This is a genomic window from Psychrobacter sp. 2Y5, assembly GCF_051847375.1.
Classification (GTDB): domain Bacteria; phylum Pseudomonadota; class Gammaproteobacteria; order Pseudomonadales; family Moraxellaceae; genus Psychrobacter.
Genome location: NZ_JBPYDA010000005.1, coordinates 49366 through 66342, shown reverse-complemented (window position 1 = coordinate 66342; position 16977 = coordinate 49366). Strand labels below are relative to the sequence as shown.

The window sequence follows — 16977 nt, the reverse complement described above, 5'->3', positions numbered from 1 at the left end:
GCGTTATTCTAATCGCATCATGATAAGCGCCTAACCATTATCGGCTACAACTGGCCTTGAGTGGTAAAGACGTTATCTTTACTGACTTTATATTGACCATCTTCGCTCTCTACATTGAGCGTCACAGGTGTTTGTCCTGGTTCGACAACTTCTGGATCTCCGTAAATGCTCACTGACATATCGAAGCTTTCACCAGCAACTAGCGGCACATCATTGAAGCGCAGCTGTAAACTCAAACCGTCTTCAGGTTCTAAAGTGATTTTGTAAGTATGCTCGTCTTGAGTTTTATTAGTGAGTTTCACCACATAGCTGTTTTCGATCATGCCCTGCTGATTCAGCGATGATAGCTGATTACGGTCACGGCGTATATCGATCTCTAATGGAACCCGATCCGTTAATGCAAATATGAGCCCACCACATAATATGGTTAACAGAGCTAAGTAAGCAAATAAACGCGGGCGCAATATACGGCTAGGCTCTTTTTCAGCCAGTTGTCGCTCAGTTGTGTAGCGGATAAGCCCACGCGGATAGCCAACCTTGTCCATAATATCGTTACACGCATCGATACAAGCGGCGCACTGAATACAAGCAACTTGCAGACCATCACGAATATCGATACCGGTAGGACAGACCTGCACACACATCTGACATTCGATACAATCACCTAAATCATCAGGATGCGTACCTTTTTTACGCGCGCCGCGAGGCTCGCCGCGATCATAATCATAAGAGACAATCAGTGTGTCTTTATCGAACATGACGCTTTGGAAGCGACCATAAGGACAGATCTGAATACACATCTGCTCACGCATATAGCCGGCGTTGGCATAAGTCGAGAAAGCGAAGATGAATACCGATACCCATATCCATGTTGGCCAATCAGGAAAAGGTAAGAAACCAATCATTTGCCAGCTCTGATACAGAGCTTCTGTGCCTGATACATAGCTAACAAAAGTGGTTGCGGTAATCATCGAAAACACAAACCAGATAAAATAAATCAGCGAGCGCTTAAGGATTTTTTGTGGCCCCATTGGCGACTTATCAAATTTGATACGTTTATTGCGATCACCGATCACTATTTTTTCCACATACTGGAACATATGTGTCCAAATGGTTTGCGGACAGGCATAGCCACACCACACTCGCCCTGCATAAACGGTTACCACAAATAAAGTAAAAGCAGCGATAAGAGCAAAAGCAGCAATAAAGTAAAAATCCTGGGTTAAAAATGTCATTCCAAAGATGTAATAATGCTGTGAAGGTACATCGAACCAAATAGCCTGCCTGCCATCATAACGTAGCCATGGCAACAGCAAAAACAATGCCAAAAAGAAATACATACTAATGACGCGAATATTTTGATAAAACCCCGTTACAAAACGGGGATGCACTCGGTGCTTAGTCGCGTCGAGATCTATTTGTTGCACAGGAATTTTATTTGGTTGTGGAGCTGACATAAACTTGCCTCTTTTTAAAAAAAGAATCAATTTGCAGTCTGGTGAGACGCTACAGAAAATGTTGCCATAGTCTAAGGTGAAAACTAGTCTTTATGGAGGGTTATTTTAACATTTTCCCTAATATAAATGGGGGTATAATCCCAAATAGCAATATTCGTAAAGCTATAATATTAAGGCGCTCAGAGCGCTTAAGTTATAAAAAGTCTGCTAATCAAAAAAGGAGAACTGCATTGACAGTCCTCCTTTACTAAAATGCTATTATTTCCAAACCTGTCTGACGACTAGCTTAATTATCGCTAGTTGTGGCTGATGCGGTGTTAGTCGTCGTCATATTACTGGTGTTAGCAGCAGATCTATCTGAAAGCGAGTAGACATAAGCGGCTAGAAGCATGATACGCTCATTTCCTAACTTAGTCTCCCACTCAGGCATCACACCGGCACGGCCATAACGTAGAGTATCTCGTACTGTCTCACGATCACCGCCATATAACCAAATATCATCGGTTAAGTTTGGCGCGCCAGTAGAGATCATCCCTTTACCCTCTGGGCCATGACAAAGCACACAGTTGGTTGGCTCTTTAAATATACTTTCGCCTTGAGCAACCAAAGTTCGATCCAGCTCGCCGTTGCTTGCGCCACCTTTACTAGGGGATAGCGATAATACGTATTCAGCTACTGAACGAATACCATCTTCGCCAAGTTGCTCACGCCACGCCGTCATACCACCCACTCGACCCTTATGTAGTGTCGTCAAGATGTTTTCAGGCTCTCCGCCATACAACCAGTCGTTATCCGTTAAGTTGGGATAGCCTACCGCGCCCTTAGCATTAGAACCATGACAGACCGCGCAGTTCTGTAAGAATAAACGGCTACCTACTTTGAGGGCATTGGAATCTTGCGATAGTTTCTTAACTGCAGGCGCAAGCGCTGCTACTTTATCATCAATCTGAGTTTGCAGATCTGCAGGCGGCTCTTCACTACGACGCAAAGTCGTTTGTAAGCTACTAAGCTCATCCAAAATTGCTGTCGCATCACTCGCGCCAGCTTTAGCTAAAATGCTCTGTTCAAAGTTATCTGTAAATAGCTTATCGTTAGCTTCAAGCTCACTGGCTAACTCATTATGCGAGGTCCAGGGCACGGTTTCGCCATCGACTTCTACCGTAGCTATACCGTCCCAGTGCTTTGGCAAAATAGCGGGGAAGAAAATCCAATAAGCGATTGCCCAAATAATTGAACCAAAGAATATTACTAACCACCATTTTGGTAGCGGTTTATCATATTCTTGAATACCATCGTAACTGTGTCCAGTAGTGCCATCTTCCTCGACATCGGGCTTATATTTGAGCACAAATAATAAGACGCCAAGAATACCGGCCCAACAAGCGATACTGAGTATGGTAATCCAAGAACTCCAAAAGAATGTCATCATTTATCCTTATTGCGCTGCTCATCAGACGGATCATCACGGAGATCGTCATCGAGCGCAAGTTGTGCATCTTCTTCGAAGCGTTTTTTGTTTTTTGGCGAATAAGCCCACCAGGCAACGCCAATAAAGGCGATGAAGGCAGCAACAGTTGCAATTGTTTGTAATTCACCAATACCCATTAGCGCTGTCCTTCCATCGCTGTACCTAGTTGCTGTAAATAAGCGACTAGAGCATCAAGTTCAGTAGCACCAAGTACGACATCAGGTGCGCCTTCGATATCTTCTTCAGTGTAAGGAACCCCAAAACGATCGCGGAATAAGCGCATTTTGGCTTGAACCTTGACTCCGTCCACTTCGTTAGTGGCAAGCCATGGGAAACCAGGCATGACTGACTCAGGAACTAAAGATCTTGGTGCAATGAGATGCTGCTTTTGCCAATCTTCCGAATAGCGACCACCAACCCGTGCTAGATCAGGACCTGTACGTTTCGATCCCCATAAGAACGGGTGATCCCACGTTGATTCTGCAGCACGAGAGTAGGGGCCATAACGCTCAACTTCGGCACGTAAAGGGCGAACCATTTGGGTGTGGCAAACGTGACAGCCTTCACGAATATAAATGTCGCGGCCTTCAAATTCAAGCGCCGTCCAAGGCTCCATGGCAGGAAGCGGTGTATTTACCCCGCCATCCTCTGGACTCTTGTTATCATAGATTAGCGGTACAATTTCGACTAGCGTTGCAAAGCTAATAGCGATAACGATAAAGATGACCAACAAGCCTGTATTTTTTTCAATAATTTCATGCGGTGTACCAGCCATGATCGCTCCTTATACTTTAGCTGTCGAAGTTTGGTCAACACTAGGTTCATGATCCGTTGGGTCAGCGATATCGACCGGCTTCCCTTCAGGCATCTGAATAGTACGATAGACGTTATAGGCCATCACAAACATACCCGATACATATAACAGACCACCAAATGCACGGCCAATGTAAGGGAAGTGCGAGAACTCAACCGTATCTACAAAGCTGTATACCAAAGTACCATCAGGGTTGGTCGCAAGCCACATCATGCCTTGACCAATACCTGAGATCCACATCGAGACGATATAGAAAATGGTACCTGCTGTCGCCAGCCAAAAGTGAGTAGTAATCAGACTGATAGAATACATTTTTGGTTTATTATAAATACGCGGTAGCATGACATATATAGAACCAATAGTAATCAAACCAACCCAGCCGAGCGCCCCTGAGTGAACGTGACCCACCGTCCAGTCAGTATTATGCGAGAGCGCGTTGACCGTCTTAATAGACATCATCGGACCTTCAAATGTCGACATCGCATAGAAGGATAAGGCCACAATCATAAAGCGAATAATCGGGTCAGTCCGCAGCTTGTCCCAGCTACCTGATAAGGTAAGAACACCGTTAATCATACCGCCCCAAGAAGGTGCGAATAAAATGATAGAGAACACCATAGCTAGCGACTGTGTCCAATCTGGTAGCGCTGAATAATGCAAATGGTGACCACCGGCCCACATATATGAGGCAATCAAGGCCCAAAAATGCACGATAGAGAGGCGATAAGAATAGATCGGGCGACCAATCTGCACCGGAACGAAGTAATACATCATCCCAAGGAACGCTGCCGTCAGATAAAAACCAACCGCATTATGCCCATACCACCACTGCACCATAGCATCGGTCGCACCGCCAAATAACGAGTATGATTTGAACGCACTAACGGGAATCGCCATACTGTTGACGATATGTAGTAAGGCAATCGTAATAATAAAGGCAGCAAAGAACCAGTTAGCGACATAGATATGTGAGGTTTTGCGTTTGATAAGCGTACCAAAGAAAACGATAGCATAGGATATCCATACTAAAGCAATCAAGATATCGATAGGCCATTCAAGCTCAGCATACTCTTTAGTCGACGTTAACCCTAGCGGTAATGTAATGACTGCTGAGACGATAACCGCCTGCCAACCCCAAAAGGTAAACCAAGCTAAATAAGGGGCGAACAATCGAGTCTTACAGGTACGCTGCACGATATAATAAGAGGTTGCGAACAGGGCACAGCCACCGAACGCAAAGATGACCGCGTTAGTATGCAGTGGTCTTAGACGACTAAATGTCAGCCATGGAATGTCAAAGTTAAGTGCTGGCCACGCCAATTGTGAGGCAATGAAAACACCGATACTCATGCCGACGATGCCCCAGATGACGGCCATAATCGTAAAAAATCTTACGATAGTGATCTCATACTCGCGGTCTATAGGGGCGACTGCTGTGTTTTGTAAACTCATTGGATGATTCCTTTACAGCCTAAATTATCAACAGAATTAACTAAAGCTTTGCGATATCCAAAAGATAGCAAGGTTAAGAGGTGATGCTATCAAATGAATAGGGATTGCGGCGCATGCTGCTGTCAGGCTTATCTATCACTGTAACGGTGTATTAACTAGTGAGCCAAACTTTTGCTATCTCAGCGTTGACTGAGCGGTAAAATAGCCACCAAGGCCAATAACACAACTAAGCAAAGTAAGGATGATTAATATATCGTTAAAGTTAATAAGACACTGTCATACTCAGACCTTAATTACGAAGCTAAGTTATTAAGCTACCGTTACTAGGTCATTAAATACTGACTGGATAATGGTTAGCCAAGTAAGGACTGAAATACAATCGGACATTTATCTGTCTCATAAGCTGATAAAAAACAGATATATGCTAGCGGCTGCTGACAAAAAACACGCTCAGGTAACGTTTAGTTAAAACTCCCGACTCTGTTTAAGGGTATTGTAACGCAATCTTAATCAAATATCATCAAACTCCTGCGCTAAAATACAAACTCTTTAGTAAATAATTTATCGGGCAACTTATCCTAATAAGCTCTTGAAAGATAAAATAGAGGCGCCTGTATGTGAATATCTAAGTCTATTTGGCTAATACGTACGCTGTTTGATTCGCATGGATAAGAATAGTAATAAGTATTAAAGGGGGCTGGTCTGCGACTGATGCTGTAAATAAAACCTGCTAAGTAAAAGCCAAGCGATAAATTTTGTTACCATTTGGCAATCAATGGTGATATTAGGTTTTACTTCTAGTTAAGCTCACCCTTATAATAAAGCGGTATAAATAGTTTTATGACAATGATGACAACTCAATATACTTGTATGGACGCTGTTTATATCAATGTCTAGTTTATAGATTCGATGTATGGCTTGAGAGTTAAATAAGTAAGATGACAACTCTATCTACTGACACCGATGATAAGATAAATATAATAAGTATCAATAATAAGTATTCACTAAGGATAAGAATATGGCTGTTTTTTTGACGGATACCTGGTTTGAAGAAGTAGAGAAAATGGGCAATGAAGCCGGTGAGCTAAACCTTCCTCCTGCACTGGAAAACATGGTTATCAACCTAAAAGTCACTGACGGTGATGAAGTGATTGAAAGTAACTTCGCCAATGGCTTATTGCATAAAGGCCTGAACTCTGAGGCGACAACGACACTATTGCTTGATAATAAAACCTTGCAGTCGATTATCACTGATTTCGATATGAATGAGATTATGGGTGCCTTTATGAGTGGTAAAATTCGCGTCGAAGGTGATATGTCGCAATTGATGGCTCTACAAACGGCTCGTCCAAGCGATGAGCAAAAAGCGCTGTTTAAAGATATTAAGTCAATGACGACGCTAGCTTAGTTTTTGCTAGAGTGTTGTTTTTAGAGCTTAGTTTTTAGAGTGTGTTAATCGATACTGAGGATACATTCTAGCTATAACCTCCTAAAGGTATAAATCTAAGCCCGCAAAAAAAGCCCCAAAAGTTATGTTTGGGGCTTTTTTTGCGGGCATTATTAATATTGTTTTTTTAACTAGCCGCTTTTTCTTGCTGGTTTTCTTTATAAATGGCTGCTTGTAGCCAGATATTCGCCTGCACATAGTCGTGCACTGCAATCGCTCGCGTCTCATCGGTCTCACAAGCGCCAATACGGACGACAAAAGGATCGGCGTCTTGTTCACGCAAGATCACTACATCAAACAAAATAACGGGCTTACCGTTAAAGACCGTTTGTTGCTTGCCTAGCACTTGTCCTTGACACCAAGCTTCATCCTCTTGGCCCAAGGTATCGCCGAACAGATAAGCGCACATGTGACCTAGGTTAATCTCGACCGGAGCCATCTGCTCTTTAGTCTCAGGCTGCCACTCTGCAATTTGCTGCTGCAGATCTTCGGGTATTTTTCCATCATTGGCGGCGACAATGTCATTAAAGGCGCGATGATAGCGAATGGCTTCCTCATCTTCAACTTTGATTACCTCGTTTTGTTCGCTGATCGAGATCTCATGCGCCCAAGCGCTAAAATTCACAAAGTAAGAGGCGCCTTGCTGGTATTGATGACGGTTAGCAGTGTAGAGTTGATCAAATGCATAAATAATACTGCCATCGCTGCTGCGTAAGCGTAGTACCGCATCATGAGAGTTGTCATTGGCGATAATACGCTCGATTTTACAGTTCAGTCCATAGGGGCTATCGATGCAAGGGTAAGCGTTGATAAAACGCTCAGGACGACCCTCTTTCATAGCCAAAACTTGATTGATGTGGCAGGGCTGATCTTCAGATAATAATAGACAGCTGTCTGTCGCACTGACATTGCTATTGAGGCCTTTGGGGATAGCCGCATGCTCGATCATTTGCTGTAACCATTCGGGCACATCCTGACTCATATCATCGGTCAATATACGCCAATGATCAGCATGACCAGCAGTTTGTTCGTCGGATAAGGTGATCTTAGTAGGGGCTTGTACGTTTTTATAATGATAATTAATGGTCATGAGGATACTCAAACTTAAATCAGCGGTAAGGTTGGATAGTGAGCGCTAAGTCGTATTCAATGCAGCAAGCTAATAAGAGAGCATGATATTTTGATATAAATAATATCTCGTTCCTATTAAGCTCAGCATACTGCCAAGCTCAGCGTGCTGCGATGACGTCAAGCTATCCGTCGTACCACAATGATGGGTTAATGACATTTGTCTTTAGCATACAATATATAGGTATGATGGCAAACAATAGCAAGCCCTTCCTAAAAAATAATCACAAACAAAGCGAGTTTGCCAAAAAACCCCATTAGTTTATGCTAATCATTGGCACATATTCATAAAATTGTGTCAAACTATCCCCTTTTTTTGGCAGTCTTATTAACCTATCAGGATGTTGATAGGTTAGATAACAATTAGACCTGTTTAAAACCCTATTTATATGCCTGTTTATTTAGTTACAAAGCTTTATTCGCCTTATTCGCTTAAGGGAGTCGTCACGATATAGAGACGCATATAAATAAGATAAAGAGTTTGACTATGTTTCGTCCTTTAGCATTATTTATTGGCTTGCGTTACACCCGAGCCGAGCGCAGTAACCGCTTTATCTCCTTTATATCTCTAATTTCCATGATAGGTTTGACCCTAGGGGTAGCCGTCCTTATCACTGTGCTATCAGTGATGAATGGCTTTGATCGAGAGCTAAAAACCCGAATACTTGGTATGGTGCCGCAAGCGACCGTCACCTCAGCTGAGGTGATTAATGATTGGCAGCCATTAGCCGATCGAATCAAGGCTGAAGATCCAGCAGTGGCAGCGGTAGCACCCTTTATCCAACTACAAGGGATGCTAACAGCGAACGGTCAAGTGGCTGGGATTATGGTCACCGGTATCGAGCCTGAGTATGAAAAAAATGTCTCCATTATCAATAATCATATGATGGAGGGGAGTATTGATACCCTACAGAGCGGCGATTTCAATATCGTTCTTGGGGAGGAGATGGTGCAATCGCTCGGTCTTAATATCGGTGACAAAGTCACTTTGGTGCTGCCAGAAGCCTCGCCATCGCCTGCCGGCGTCATTCCTAGATTTAAGCGCTTTACTTTGACCGGCATCTTTAATATTAGCCCAGACGTCAACACGTTAGCGGCCTTTATTCCGATGAATGATGCGGCAAAACTGCTACGACTACCGGATGGCGCGCAAGGTATTCGCTTAAAACTTGACGATATTTTCCAAGCGCCTGCTGCCGCGCAAAAAGCGGCTAGCATTGCTCCGCCTCAGCTTTATCCTAGTGACTGGACCCAAACCCATGGCAACTTGTTTGGTGCTATCCAAATGGAAAAGGCTATGGTCGGCTTACTGCTGTTTTTGATTATTTTAGTCGCTGCTTTTAACATTGTTTCAAGCTTAGTCATGCTAGTGACGGACAAAAAGGCCGATATCGCTATTTTGAAGACCTTTGGTGCGTCGCCACGTCTGATTACCCAAGTGTTTATGGTGCAAGGGGTGGTGATTGGCGTTATCGGTACGGTTGCAGGGACGATACTAGGGGTTGTATTTGCGCTGACCGTTAGTGATATCTTAGGCTTTATCAATCAAGCTTTTGGCCTAAACCTATTTGATGCTTATTTTGTCAATTATCTGCCTTCACAGCTGCGTATAACGGATGTGGTATTGATTACCGGTGCTTCGTTTATCCTGAGCTTTTTAGCAACTATTTATCCAGCGCGCCGGGCGGCCAAGATTCAGCCAGCCCAAACGTTACGCTATGAGTAACCAAGCTTGTACTCGGCTATGATGTGGTTATTTATAGCCTACGTAAATATATCGAAGTAGTCGAAGGTGAATATATAGCAACTGTCAGCAATTAAAGAATAAAGGATACGCAATGTCAGCTATTTTGAAGGCAAGCAATATTAATAAGATTTATGATGATGGAGCGGTACATACCCAAGTACTCACGGGTTTGGATCTCAATATCAGCGCCGGCGAGCGTGTGGCTATCGTCGGTACTAGTGGTTCGGGGAAAAGCACTTTATTGCACTTGTTAGGCGGTCTTGATACGCCTACTAGCGGTGAGGTGTGGCTGCATGGTCAGTGTCTTAATCATATGAATGAGACTGAGCGCGGCGCGATGCGTAATCAGTATTTGGGCTTTATTTACCAATTTCATCATCTTTTAGCTGAATTTACCGCTATCGAAAATGTCGCTATGCCGCTGCTTATGCGCCCAAAAGTATCGACTACTGAGGCGCGTCAGCAAGCGATTGAAATCTTAGAAAATGTGGGCTTAGGTCATCGTTTAGAGCATAGGCCCGGCGAGTTATCTGGCGGCGAGCGTCAGCGGGTAGCTATTGCTCGCGCGCTAGTGACTAAGCCGTCGCTGATTTTAGCCGATGAGCCTACAGGCAACTTAGATTATGATAATGCGCAAAGCGTGTTTGGGCTATTATCGGAGCTGCAAAGCACGATGAAAACAGCGCTACTTATGGTGACCCATGATCGCAGTTTGGCGGCGCTTGCTGATCGTCAGCTGCTATTACGTAATGGTCACTGGGAGAATTACTAGGGCATGTCGAAACTGCTCAGCAACTTAGCCGCTAGAAAAGCTACGATAGGGATAAATAGTAGCCGTTGTTTTTAACATAAATCGATAGTATGGTTTTGCTATTATTTACTTTTGAGGAGTGACACTATGGATAAGGGAGATGACCCAATCGCGGCTTTTGGTAGTGCAGAAGAAGGGGAGGAGCCTTTATTGCCTTATATCGATACCTTAGCATTTGAGCAAGTCGATAGAGAGGCGCAAAAAGAGCAATTGACCGCGATTTTTGATGCTATTACTTTAGCCGGGGTGGATTATTATTTAGAAGTACAAGAGACGGCGACAGGTAAGCAATATACTTTAACCAAAGACGACAAGGCTATTACCACACAAGTGATGGACAGTCACTTTAAAGATAATATTCTTGAAGCGTTAGACGAACATCAAAATAATTAGCGGCGTTTTGGGCTTTAGTGCCTTAAGGTTTAGGCGGTTTATCAGTTGGCAAGCGTTGACGCTTTTGCCAACTGCTCACTGTCTTATAACGCCAGATGCCTTTGAAAGCCAAGCCGCAGACAATGCTACTAATAATAGCTAAGATAGTCAGCCCAAGACAAAACGCGGTAATCGATACCGTGCCGCTATGAATAATAAAAGGGTTGGCACCGTCCGATAATACCCATAGACTAAAATCAGCAATCATCCTACCAATCAGCCGTAAGCTAATCATCGGCACATCAATAATCTTTGCGCCAATATAGTAGCCTGCATAAAAAATAGGCAGCGTCGTCAATGGGTTGGTGATCCAAGTCAGACCCAGCGCCATGGGTACGTTTGCGCGAAAAATAAGTGCGCCGATTAAGGCTAATAGCATCTGACCAGGTAGCGGAAAAAAAGCGCTAAGCACCCCAATATAAACAGCTTTATTTAGACTGTGGCGATTGAACTGCCATAATCTAGGGTCGCCCAAATGCGGCGCAAAGACCTTTAAGCTGCGACTCTGTAGGATTTGTTCAGGGGTGGGAAGTAGGTTCTTCAGACGTTTTTTTGACACAAGCCTGCCTTCAGTCATTAATTAAAGCCCGCTGCTAAAAAACAAGCCAATCGGTAGGCAAGTATGTTTTAAGACAAAAGTATATCATCATTAATAGTGCTATGATTAGAGGATAGCGACTTAAAGCTTATGAATAAGCTTTTGATAAGTGTTTTTACAGCGATATTTATTATAAATATTTTGTTATGAAATAGTATAGGGTAATAAAGGCGCGAATGCTATGGTCAGCGCTAAGCTTAAATAGCAAACTGCTATTCAACACGCTCTATGATTTATAATAGAACAAACTCACATTAGCGAGCGAGGAGTGTCAATGTATTGGGGGATTGGCACGCTAATAATACTCGTTATGGCAGCCGTATTAACCATAGCAGCGGCTATTCCCTTGCCTCAGAGCTTAGCTTTATTAGACACTAGCTATAGTCTACTTTTACCTTGCTTCCTTGTTGTCATCACTACCGCTCTTATCTTATTTCAGCAGCGTATTAGCTTACCTATATTAGATACCATTTCTGTTGACAGCCCCTCAAAAACAGCCTCAAAGCTAGTCTCGTCAACCCCTCGTATTCTTAGCTTGTTTAAGCCGCTACGCTATCTAATCGTAGCAGCATTGGTACTGGCTTTAATCATCGGTAGCTTACTACAAGCGCTCATTGCTCATCAGCAATTAGAGAGTACGAAAATAACGGAGCCCGCGCGAGTGCAAGCTTGGGTCACTATCGAGGGAATTAGTGATAGCGTGTACGATGCTACATTCAATAGCGGCTATCGGCAGGTCGCTACTCTTAGCGAGATAGTACCGCTAACCACTGATCTTAGCGCTGAACAATTAGCTGAAAAAAGTACTGAGAGTACGGTTAATGACATCCTGCAACCAAATAGCGCGTCATTAAATCGGCGGGTATTGCTAATTTTATACCCCAATAAGGCTAACGATACTCCTAGTGTAGCCGAGTTAAATAGCCTGCAGCCGGGCGCGCGCGTATTGATGACCTTGGCGCTTGCGCCATTAGCCAGCTCCGAGCAAGCGCTAAATAATCCGACTGGTTTTGATAGCTATCGCTGGCTACGCGCCCGTCATATCGATGGGGCCGCGACGATTATCACGCTAAGCTCAGCCCCTATTAGCTATCCGAATCAGTCGGCGGGTGTAGCTAGTGACTCTACTTCTATTTGGGCGCGGATGCATATCACTATTGATAGCTGGCGTCTGCATCTACGTCAGCACTTTTATCAAGACTGGTCCACTAAAAGCGCTGCTGAACAACAAGCAGATGCAGTGACTTTGAGTTTGCTTACTGGTGATCGCAGCTTAATCAATCGCGAAACCAAAGATCTGTATCAGCTAGCGGGTATTTCGCATCTATTAGCGATTTCAGGCACTCATGTGCTGTTTATGGCTATTATGCTAGCCGCTATGGTGGTGGTGTTAGTCGAGCGCTTTTATCCGGCACTTTATCGCCTGCTGCCGCGCTGGCAAGTACGCTGGTGGGTGATGATAGCCTCCGCTTTTATTTATGCGTTATTTACCGGCTTTGATGTGCCAGCGGCGCGTACCGCTTGGATGTTATTGGCGATAGGCTTGGTACGTCTGACGTTAGTGCCTATGAGTACTCTGCGGGTGTTATTAGCACTAGCTATCTTTATGGCTTGGCTAGATCCGTATGTGTTATGGCAAGCCGGCTATTGGCTGTCATTTATTGCGGTAGCATTGCTGCTCAATTATGAGGACGCCCTCGCAAGTCAGTCCTCAGCTGCCACCACGTCCTATCCTGCATTATCCACAAAGGCGTCTAAGCTCAGCAAAGATAAGCAAAGTCTTATTAATGTAAGCTCACAAAAGCATAAAAGTTGGCTATTATTTAAGCGCGTTTTTAGATTACAGTTTTGGCTATTTATAGCGCTGCTTCCCATCACTTTATTACTGTTTGGCAAGGCGTCGTTATGGGGTCTTGTGATTAACCTATTTGCTATTGGTTTATTCGGCTGGATTATTGTACCGCTGAACCTTTTGGCCGGGCTGTGCTATTTATTAGCACCTAGCATTGCTGATAGTATTTGGGCGTTAGTAAGTGCTATCGTCAGTCAGTTACATCAACTGATCGAATGGCTGACGACGCTACCTGTGCTAAATAGCGCTTGGTTATACACCCCAATCAACTTCGCTATGTTACTGATGGCGGCGCTCATGCTTTTGCCTTGGCTACTCCCACGAGGGGTCATTAGTCGCTGGTTCTCCTTAGTGCCACTGACGCTTTTGTCGATGACGATTTATAGCAATCAGCAGTCTTTCTCTCAGGCGCCAACACTTTATATACTGCCGACAGGAGATCGTCATATAACGGCGGCGGTACTCATTTATCCTAATGATAAAGACATAGACAATCAAAGCAAAGCTAGTAAACCATCATTAGACCAAAAATTGGGCCAAGATAAGATAAATTGGCTGTTTTTGGCCGATCATAGAGTGCAAGGTGAGCGCAATATGCCAAGTACGCTGACGGCTGAAAAATTAGTCGGACAGTTAGAGCAGCAGCTGCGCACCTTAGCGATCAAACATCTAGATGGTATTATTGTACAAAGCAGCGCTGCCACTATGACTACTAGTGTGCCTTCTAAATCTACAGACAGTAACCGTCAGTCGGTCCCGCAAGGAATATCTTTATTACCTTTAAGCGTAGCACTCTTAAGCCAACAGCTACCGACAGCGCAGTATTGGCAAGCAGGGCAACATGAGCGCTGGCAAGCGCTACAAAATGCACTAACAGTAACTAGCGCTAACCCTCTTGTCAGTGCGCAAGCCTGTCAGCAAGGTCAAGAGTGGCAAGCGTTAAATGGTCAGTTAAAGCTGCAGGCACTCACTGGTTGGAGCGAGATTGATGATGCTAGCGTTTGGGATTGTAGTCTAGCTATTGCTAGTCAATCGCCGATAACTGTCGTGCATTATAATGCTAGCAACCCTCAGCAGCCTACTCAAGCCACTGTACAAACGCTTGTCAGTAATAAAAGGTTATCTGGTTTGACTGAGACTGCCTCGGATAATACTGTTTTGAGTGACACTGTTTTTAATGACACTGTTCTGGATGAGACCAAGACCGACGCGACAGCTTTATCACGACTTATTCTCGATGTTGCCACTCATAAGCGCAGTTGGCAATTGTGGTCATTATTATGCGCGGCTGAGCCTTTAGCTTTTGATATGAGTCAAGCAGATTTTAGTTCAATAACTTGGCTGAGTCATAGTAGCTCAGCGGTATCTGCAGAGGTGTTAATGGCACAGCAGACTGAACAAGTACTGACTTACGATGAGCAGCCTTTGGAAGTGGCGCTAACCATTCAGGCTGATGAGTAATTGTAGTCAATAGCTAGGCCAATAGACAACCTCTAACAGTATCGCTGCAATAAGCTCATATTTTACTATTGAACCTTAGTGACAATGTCACCATACTTAGCAAGCCCTCAATCAGTTATAATTTGACGCGCTTTTATATACGATAGTTGTATTTTGTTTTAGATCGACCTCACTTAGGAAGTTATATGCCCAACTGGCCACCAGACCCTAATAAACGTCCTGACAATTCGGCGAATCAGCCAGTACCTCTGCAGCAGGTACCGGCCAATCAGCCCAGCGGACAAGAATGGCGTCTTATCGAAAAAACCTTATTAGCTAGTGTTGAAGAGCAGCGCCGCTCAAGGCGTTGGAGTATCTTCTTTAAGCTGCTTACCTTTGGTTATATTTTATTATTATTCTTCACTTTTAGTCGTGGCTGTAGCACCAAAACGCCTACCGGGTTAGAAGGGATGGATACCAGCTCGCCGCATTTGGCGGTAGTGGAGCTACAAGGCGTCATCAGTAATGGTGATATTGCCAATGCTTATGACGTTAATGAAGCTTTAACACGCGCTTTTGAAAACCCGAATTCGAAGGCGGTAGCTTTAGATATCAACTCTCCTGGCGGCTCTCCGGTGCAGTCGGACGAGATATGGCAAACGATGATAGATCTGCGCGCCGAGTATCCTGATAAAAAACTCTATGCGGTCATCGGTGATATCGGTGCGTCTGGGGCTTATTATATTGCCTCGGCAGCCGATGAGATATATGTGAATCCTTCAAGTCTAGTCGGCTCTATCGGCGTCATCATGCCTAGCTACAACATCGAAGGGTTAATGGACAAAGTTGGGGTGGAAGATCGTACGATTACTGCTGGCGAATACAAAGATATCTTAAGCCTATCGCGACCACTAACGGATTATGAAGAGCAGCATGTCGAAGATGTATTAGCCAATACCCATAAACACTTTATCAATGCAGTAAAAGAAGGTCGCGGCGATCGCCTCAAAGATCCTGAAGCCAATAAACTATTCTCAGGGCTATTTTGGACTGGTGAGCAGTCGATCGCTTTAGGACTAGCGGACAAAAAAGGCAGTATCAGCAGTTTAGAGAAGCAGCTTGAGCTTGATAATGTGGTGAACTATACGCCTGTAGATCCGTTCCAGCTGTTTATGGACCGCTTTGCGGTAAAATTAGGCGCAGGTGTCGGCTCAAGTATTAACCTTGATGTATTAGGGCAGCAAGAGGGCAGCGCTGAGATGCGTTAAGGGTGTCTACTATAAAGTTGGTTTTGAATTTATCAGTATCCGGGCTGAGCTAGTAAATAGCTCAGCCTTTTGCTATAACTAAGTTTAGTTTTAGTCCCTTTAATCCACTATCCTATAAATATATTTTAATAATCAAAATAATAGAGAGCTTATATGAGTGAGAATGACCATAAGGCGCAAAGGTTTGCGTCCCTGCCAGTATCAAAGATAACCCAAAAGCCAGTACTGCATTTCGCCCATGCCAATGGCATGCCAAGCGCCGTTTATGCGCCTTTTTTTGCCGGGCTCGCTGAATTTTTCACTATTGAATATATCCCTATGTTAGGTGAAACAAGCGGCTATCCGGTGGACGATAATTGGCGCAGTCTGACCCAGCAAGTCGTCGATAGTGTAGCAGAGGCTTGCACGCGTCATGGCGTGGCACAAGTCGTCGCGGTTGGGCATTCTCTGGGAGCGTTGTGTACTTTGCAAGCGCTGTACCGTGCGCCCAAACACTTCAAGCAAGCAGTGCTTATGGATCCGCCTTTGATATATGGGCGTAATAGTTTATTTATGCATTTGGCAAAGACGCTAGATAAAGTGCCAATGATGAATCACCGCTCAATGGATAAATTTTCACCCTCAGGCATCTCAAAACATCGCCGTGATGTTTGGGAGAGCCGCGATGACGCTTACGAGCAAATGCGTCACAAAAGCTTCTTTAAAAATTTCGATGAGCGCAGCTTTAAAGGGTATATCGAGCACGGCTTACATGAGCGAGCTGATGGCAAAGTGACGTTAGCGATCTCCAAGAAAAATGAGGTGGCGGTGTTTCGAACCAATCCATCGATGTATTGGTTGACTCCTAATGAAGCTCCCAAGCCGCCCGTTAAGCTCGTCATTGGCGAGGCAAGTTTATTTTTGAAACGTAAATTCCCGCAGCAAGTCAAAGCGCGCTTAGGGATAGACTTTCAGACTCACAAAGGCGGTCATATGTTCCCGCTTGAGTATCCAGACTCAGTGTCAGCAGTGGTGCTAGATATCATCGAGCAGCAGATGTCTAAATAATAGCAAGTCTTAATGC

The 16977-nt window shown here is 44.3% G+C and carries 14 protein-coding genes; 7 read left to right on the top strand and 7 right to left on the bottom strand.

Features of this window, described 5'->3' with window-relative positions; genetic code table 11:
- Nucleotides 1-44: 44 nt before the first annotated feature.
- From ccoG to ccoN, 5 genes are all read right to left on the bottom strand, one after another.
- Nucleotides 45-1457, bottom strand: coding sequence for a cytochrome c oxidase accessory protein CcoG (ccoG, locus tag ACS8E3_RS06715; RefSeq protein WP_439242528.1), 1413 nt, complete (start codon nucleotides 1455-1457; stop codon nucleotides 45-47).
- Nucleotides 1458-1743: 286 nt separating this feature from the next.
- Nucleotides 1744-2883 carry a cytochrome-c oxidase, cbb3-type subunit III gene (ccoP, locus tag ACS8E3_RS06710; RefSeq protein WP_439242526.1) on the bottom strand — a complete coding sequence of 380 codons (1140 nt, stop codon included), beginning with the start codon at nucleotides 2881-2883 and terminating at the stop codon, nucleotides 1744-1746.
- Nucleotides 2883-3062, bottom strand: a complete 180-nt coding sequence (locus ACS8E3_RS06705; protein ID WP_439242523.1) for a cbb3-type cytochrome oxidase subunit 3 — start codon at nucleotides 3060-3062, stop codon at nucleotides 2883-2885. The genes ccoP and ACS8E3_RS06705 overlap by 1 nt, the downstream gene beginning before the upstream one ends.
- A complete protein-coding gene (gene ccoO / locus ACS8E3_RS06700; protein WP_439242521.1) occupies nucleotides 3062-3700 on the bottom strand; it encodes a cytochrome-c oxidase, cbb3-type subunit II in 639 nt (212 codons plus the stop codon). The genes ACS8E3_RS06705 and ccoO overlap by 1 nt, the downstream gene beginning before the upstream one ends.
- Nucleotides 3701-3709: 9 nt before the next feature.
- A complete protein-coding gene (gene ccoN, locus ACS8E3_RS06695) occupies nucleotides 3710-5191 on the bottom strand; it encodes a cytochrome-c oxidase, cbb3-type subunit I (protein ID WP_439242518.1) in 1482 nt (493 codons plus the stop codon).
- Nucleotides 5192-6209: 1018 nt separating this feature from the next.
- Here ccoN and ACS8E3_RS06690 point away from each other — a divergent pair.
- Nucleotides 6210-6599: an SCP2 sterol-binding domain-containing protein gene (locus ACS8E3_RS06690; RefSeq protein ID WP_439242515.1), complete on the top strand. Its 390-nt coding sequence runs from the start codon at nucleotides 6210-6212 to the stop codon at nucleotides 6597-6599.
- 166 nt (nucleotides 6600-6765) lie between these two features.
- On the opposite strand, the gene ACS8E3_RS06685 is transcribed toward ACS8E3_RS06690, so the two are convergent.
- Entirely contained in the window at nucleotides 6766-7728 is a 963-nt protein-coding gene (locus ACS8E3_RS06685) for a hypothetical protein (RefSeq protein ID WP_439242512.1), read from the bottom strand.
- Nucleotides 7729-8253: 525 nt separating this feature from the next.
- On the opposite strand from ACS8E3_RS06685, the gene ACS8E3_RS06680 reads away from it, so the two are divergent.
- From ACS8E3_RS06680 to ACS8E3_RS06670, 3 genes are all read left to right on the top strand, one after another.
- Entirely contained in the window at nucleotides 8254-9492 is a 1239-nt protein-coding gene (locus ACS8E3_RS06680; RefSeq protein WP_439242509.1) for a lipoprotein-releasing ABC transporter permease subunit, read from the top strand.
- Nucleotides 9493-9604: 112 nt separating this feature from the next.
- Entirely contained in the window at nucleotides 9605-10285 is a 681-nt protein-coding gene (lolD, locus tag ACS8E3_RS06675) for a lipoprotein-releasing ABC transporter ATP-binding protein LolD (protein ID WP_439242507.1), read from the top strand.
- A gap of 126 nt (nucleotides 10286-10411) precedes the next feature.
- The gene (locus ACS8E3_RS06670) at nucleotides 10412-10717 is read left to right on the top strand and encodes a hypothetical protein (RefSeq protein WP_439242505.1); all 306 of its coding nucleotides are present in this window, start codon (nucleotides 10412-10414) and stop codon (nucleotides 10715-10717) included.
- 22 nt (nucleotides 10718-10739) lie between these two features.
- Here the strand turns inward: ACS8E3_RS06670 and ACS8E3_RS06665 are convergent, their stop codons facing one another.
- Entirely contained in the window at nucleotides 10740-11315 is a 576-nt protein-coding gene (locus ACS8E3_RS06665) for a DUF2062 domain-containing protein (protein WP_439242503.1), read from the bottom strand.
- A gap of 313 nt (nucleotides 11316-11628) precedes the next feature.
- Here ACS8E3_RS06665 and ACS8E3_RS06660 point away from each other — a divergent pair, with 313 nt between their 5' ends.
- From ACS8E3_RS06660 to ACS8E3_RS06650, 3 genes are all read left to right on the top strand, one after another.
- The gene (locus ACS8E3_RS06660; protein WP_439242501.1) at nucleotides 11629-14667 is read left to right on the top strand and encodes a ComEC/Rec2 family competence protein; all 3039 of its coding nucleotides are present in this window, start codon (nucleotides 11629-11631) and stop codon (nucleotides 14665-14667) included.
- Nucleotides 14668-14852: 185 nt separating this feature from the next.
- Nucleotides 14853-15914: a signal peptide peptidase SppA gene (sppA, locus tag ACS8E3_RS06655; RefSeq protein ID WP_439242499.1), complete on the top strand. Its 1062-nt coding sequence runs from the start codon at nucleotides 14853-14855 to the stop codon at nucleotides 15912-15914.
- Between the two features lie 153 nt (nucleotides 15915-16067).
- Complete coding sequence (locus tag ACS8E3_RS06650) at nucleotides 16068-16961, top strand: alpha/beta fold hydrolase (protein WP_439242497.1); 894 nt, start codon at nucleotides 16068-16070, stop codon at nucleotides 16959-16961.
- The last annotated feature ends 16 nt before the right edge of the window (nucleotides 16962-16977 follow it).

Coding starts and splice junctions, on each gene's coding strand:
- ccoG (WP_439242528.1), bottom strand. CDS start 1,457: ATGTCAGCTCCACAACCAAATAAAATTCCTGTGCAACAAATAGATCTC.
- ccoP (WP_439242526.1), bottom strand. CDS start 2,883: ATGACATTCTTTTGGAGTTCTTGGATTACCATACTCAGTATCGCTTGT.
- ACS8E3_RS06705 (WP_439242523.1), bottom strand. CDS start 3,062: ATGGGTATTGGTGAATTACAAACAATTGCAACTGTTGCTGCCTTCATC.
- ccoO (WP_439242521.1), bottom strand. CDS start 3,700: ATGGCTGGTACACCGCATGAAATTATTGAAAAAAATACAGGCTTGTTG.
- ccoN (WP_439242518.1), bottom strand. CDS start 5,191: ATGAGTTTACAAAACACAGCAGTCGCCCCTATAGACCGCGAGTATGAG.
- ACS8E3_RS06690 (WP_439242515.1), top strand. CDS start 6,210: ATGGCTGTTTTTTTGACGGATACCTGGTTTGAAGAAGTAGAGAAAATG.
- ACS8E3_RS06685 (WP_439242512.1), bottom strand. CDS start 7,728: ATGACCATTAATTATCATTATAAAAACGTACAAGCCCCTACTAAGATC.
- ACS8E3_RS06680 (WP_439242509.1), top strand. CDS start 8,254: ATGTTTCGTCCTTTAGCATTATTTATTGGCTTGCGTTACACCCGAGCC.
- lolD (WP_439242507.1), top strand. CDS start 9,605: ATGTCAGCTATTTTGAAGGCAAGCAATATTAATAAGATTTATGATGAT.
- ACS8E3_RS06670 (WP_439242505.1), top strand. CDS start 10,412: ATGGATAAGGGAGATGACCCAATCGCGGCTTTTGGTAGTGCAGAAGAA.
- ACS8E3_RS06660 (WP_439242501.1), top strand. CDS start 11,629: ATGTATTGGGGGATTGGCACGCTAATAATACTCGTTATGGCAGCCGTA.
- sppA (WP_439242499.1), top strand. CDS start 14,853: ATGCCCAACTGGCCACCAGACCCTAATAAACGTCCTGACAATTCGGCG.
- ACS8E3_RS06650 (WP_439242497.1), top strand. CDS start 16,068: ATGAGTGAGAATGACCATAAGGCGCAAAGGTTTGCGTCCCTGCCAGTA.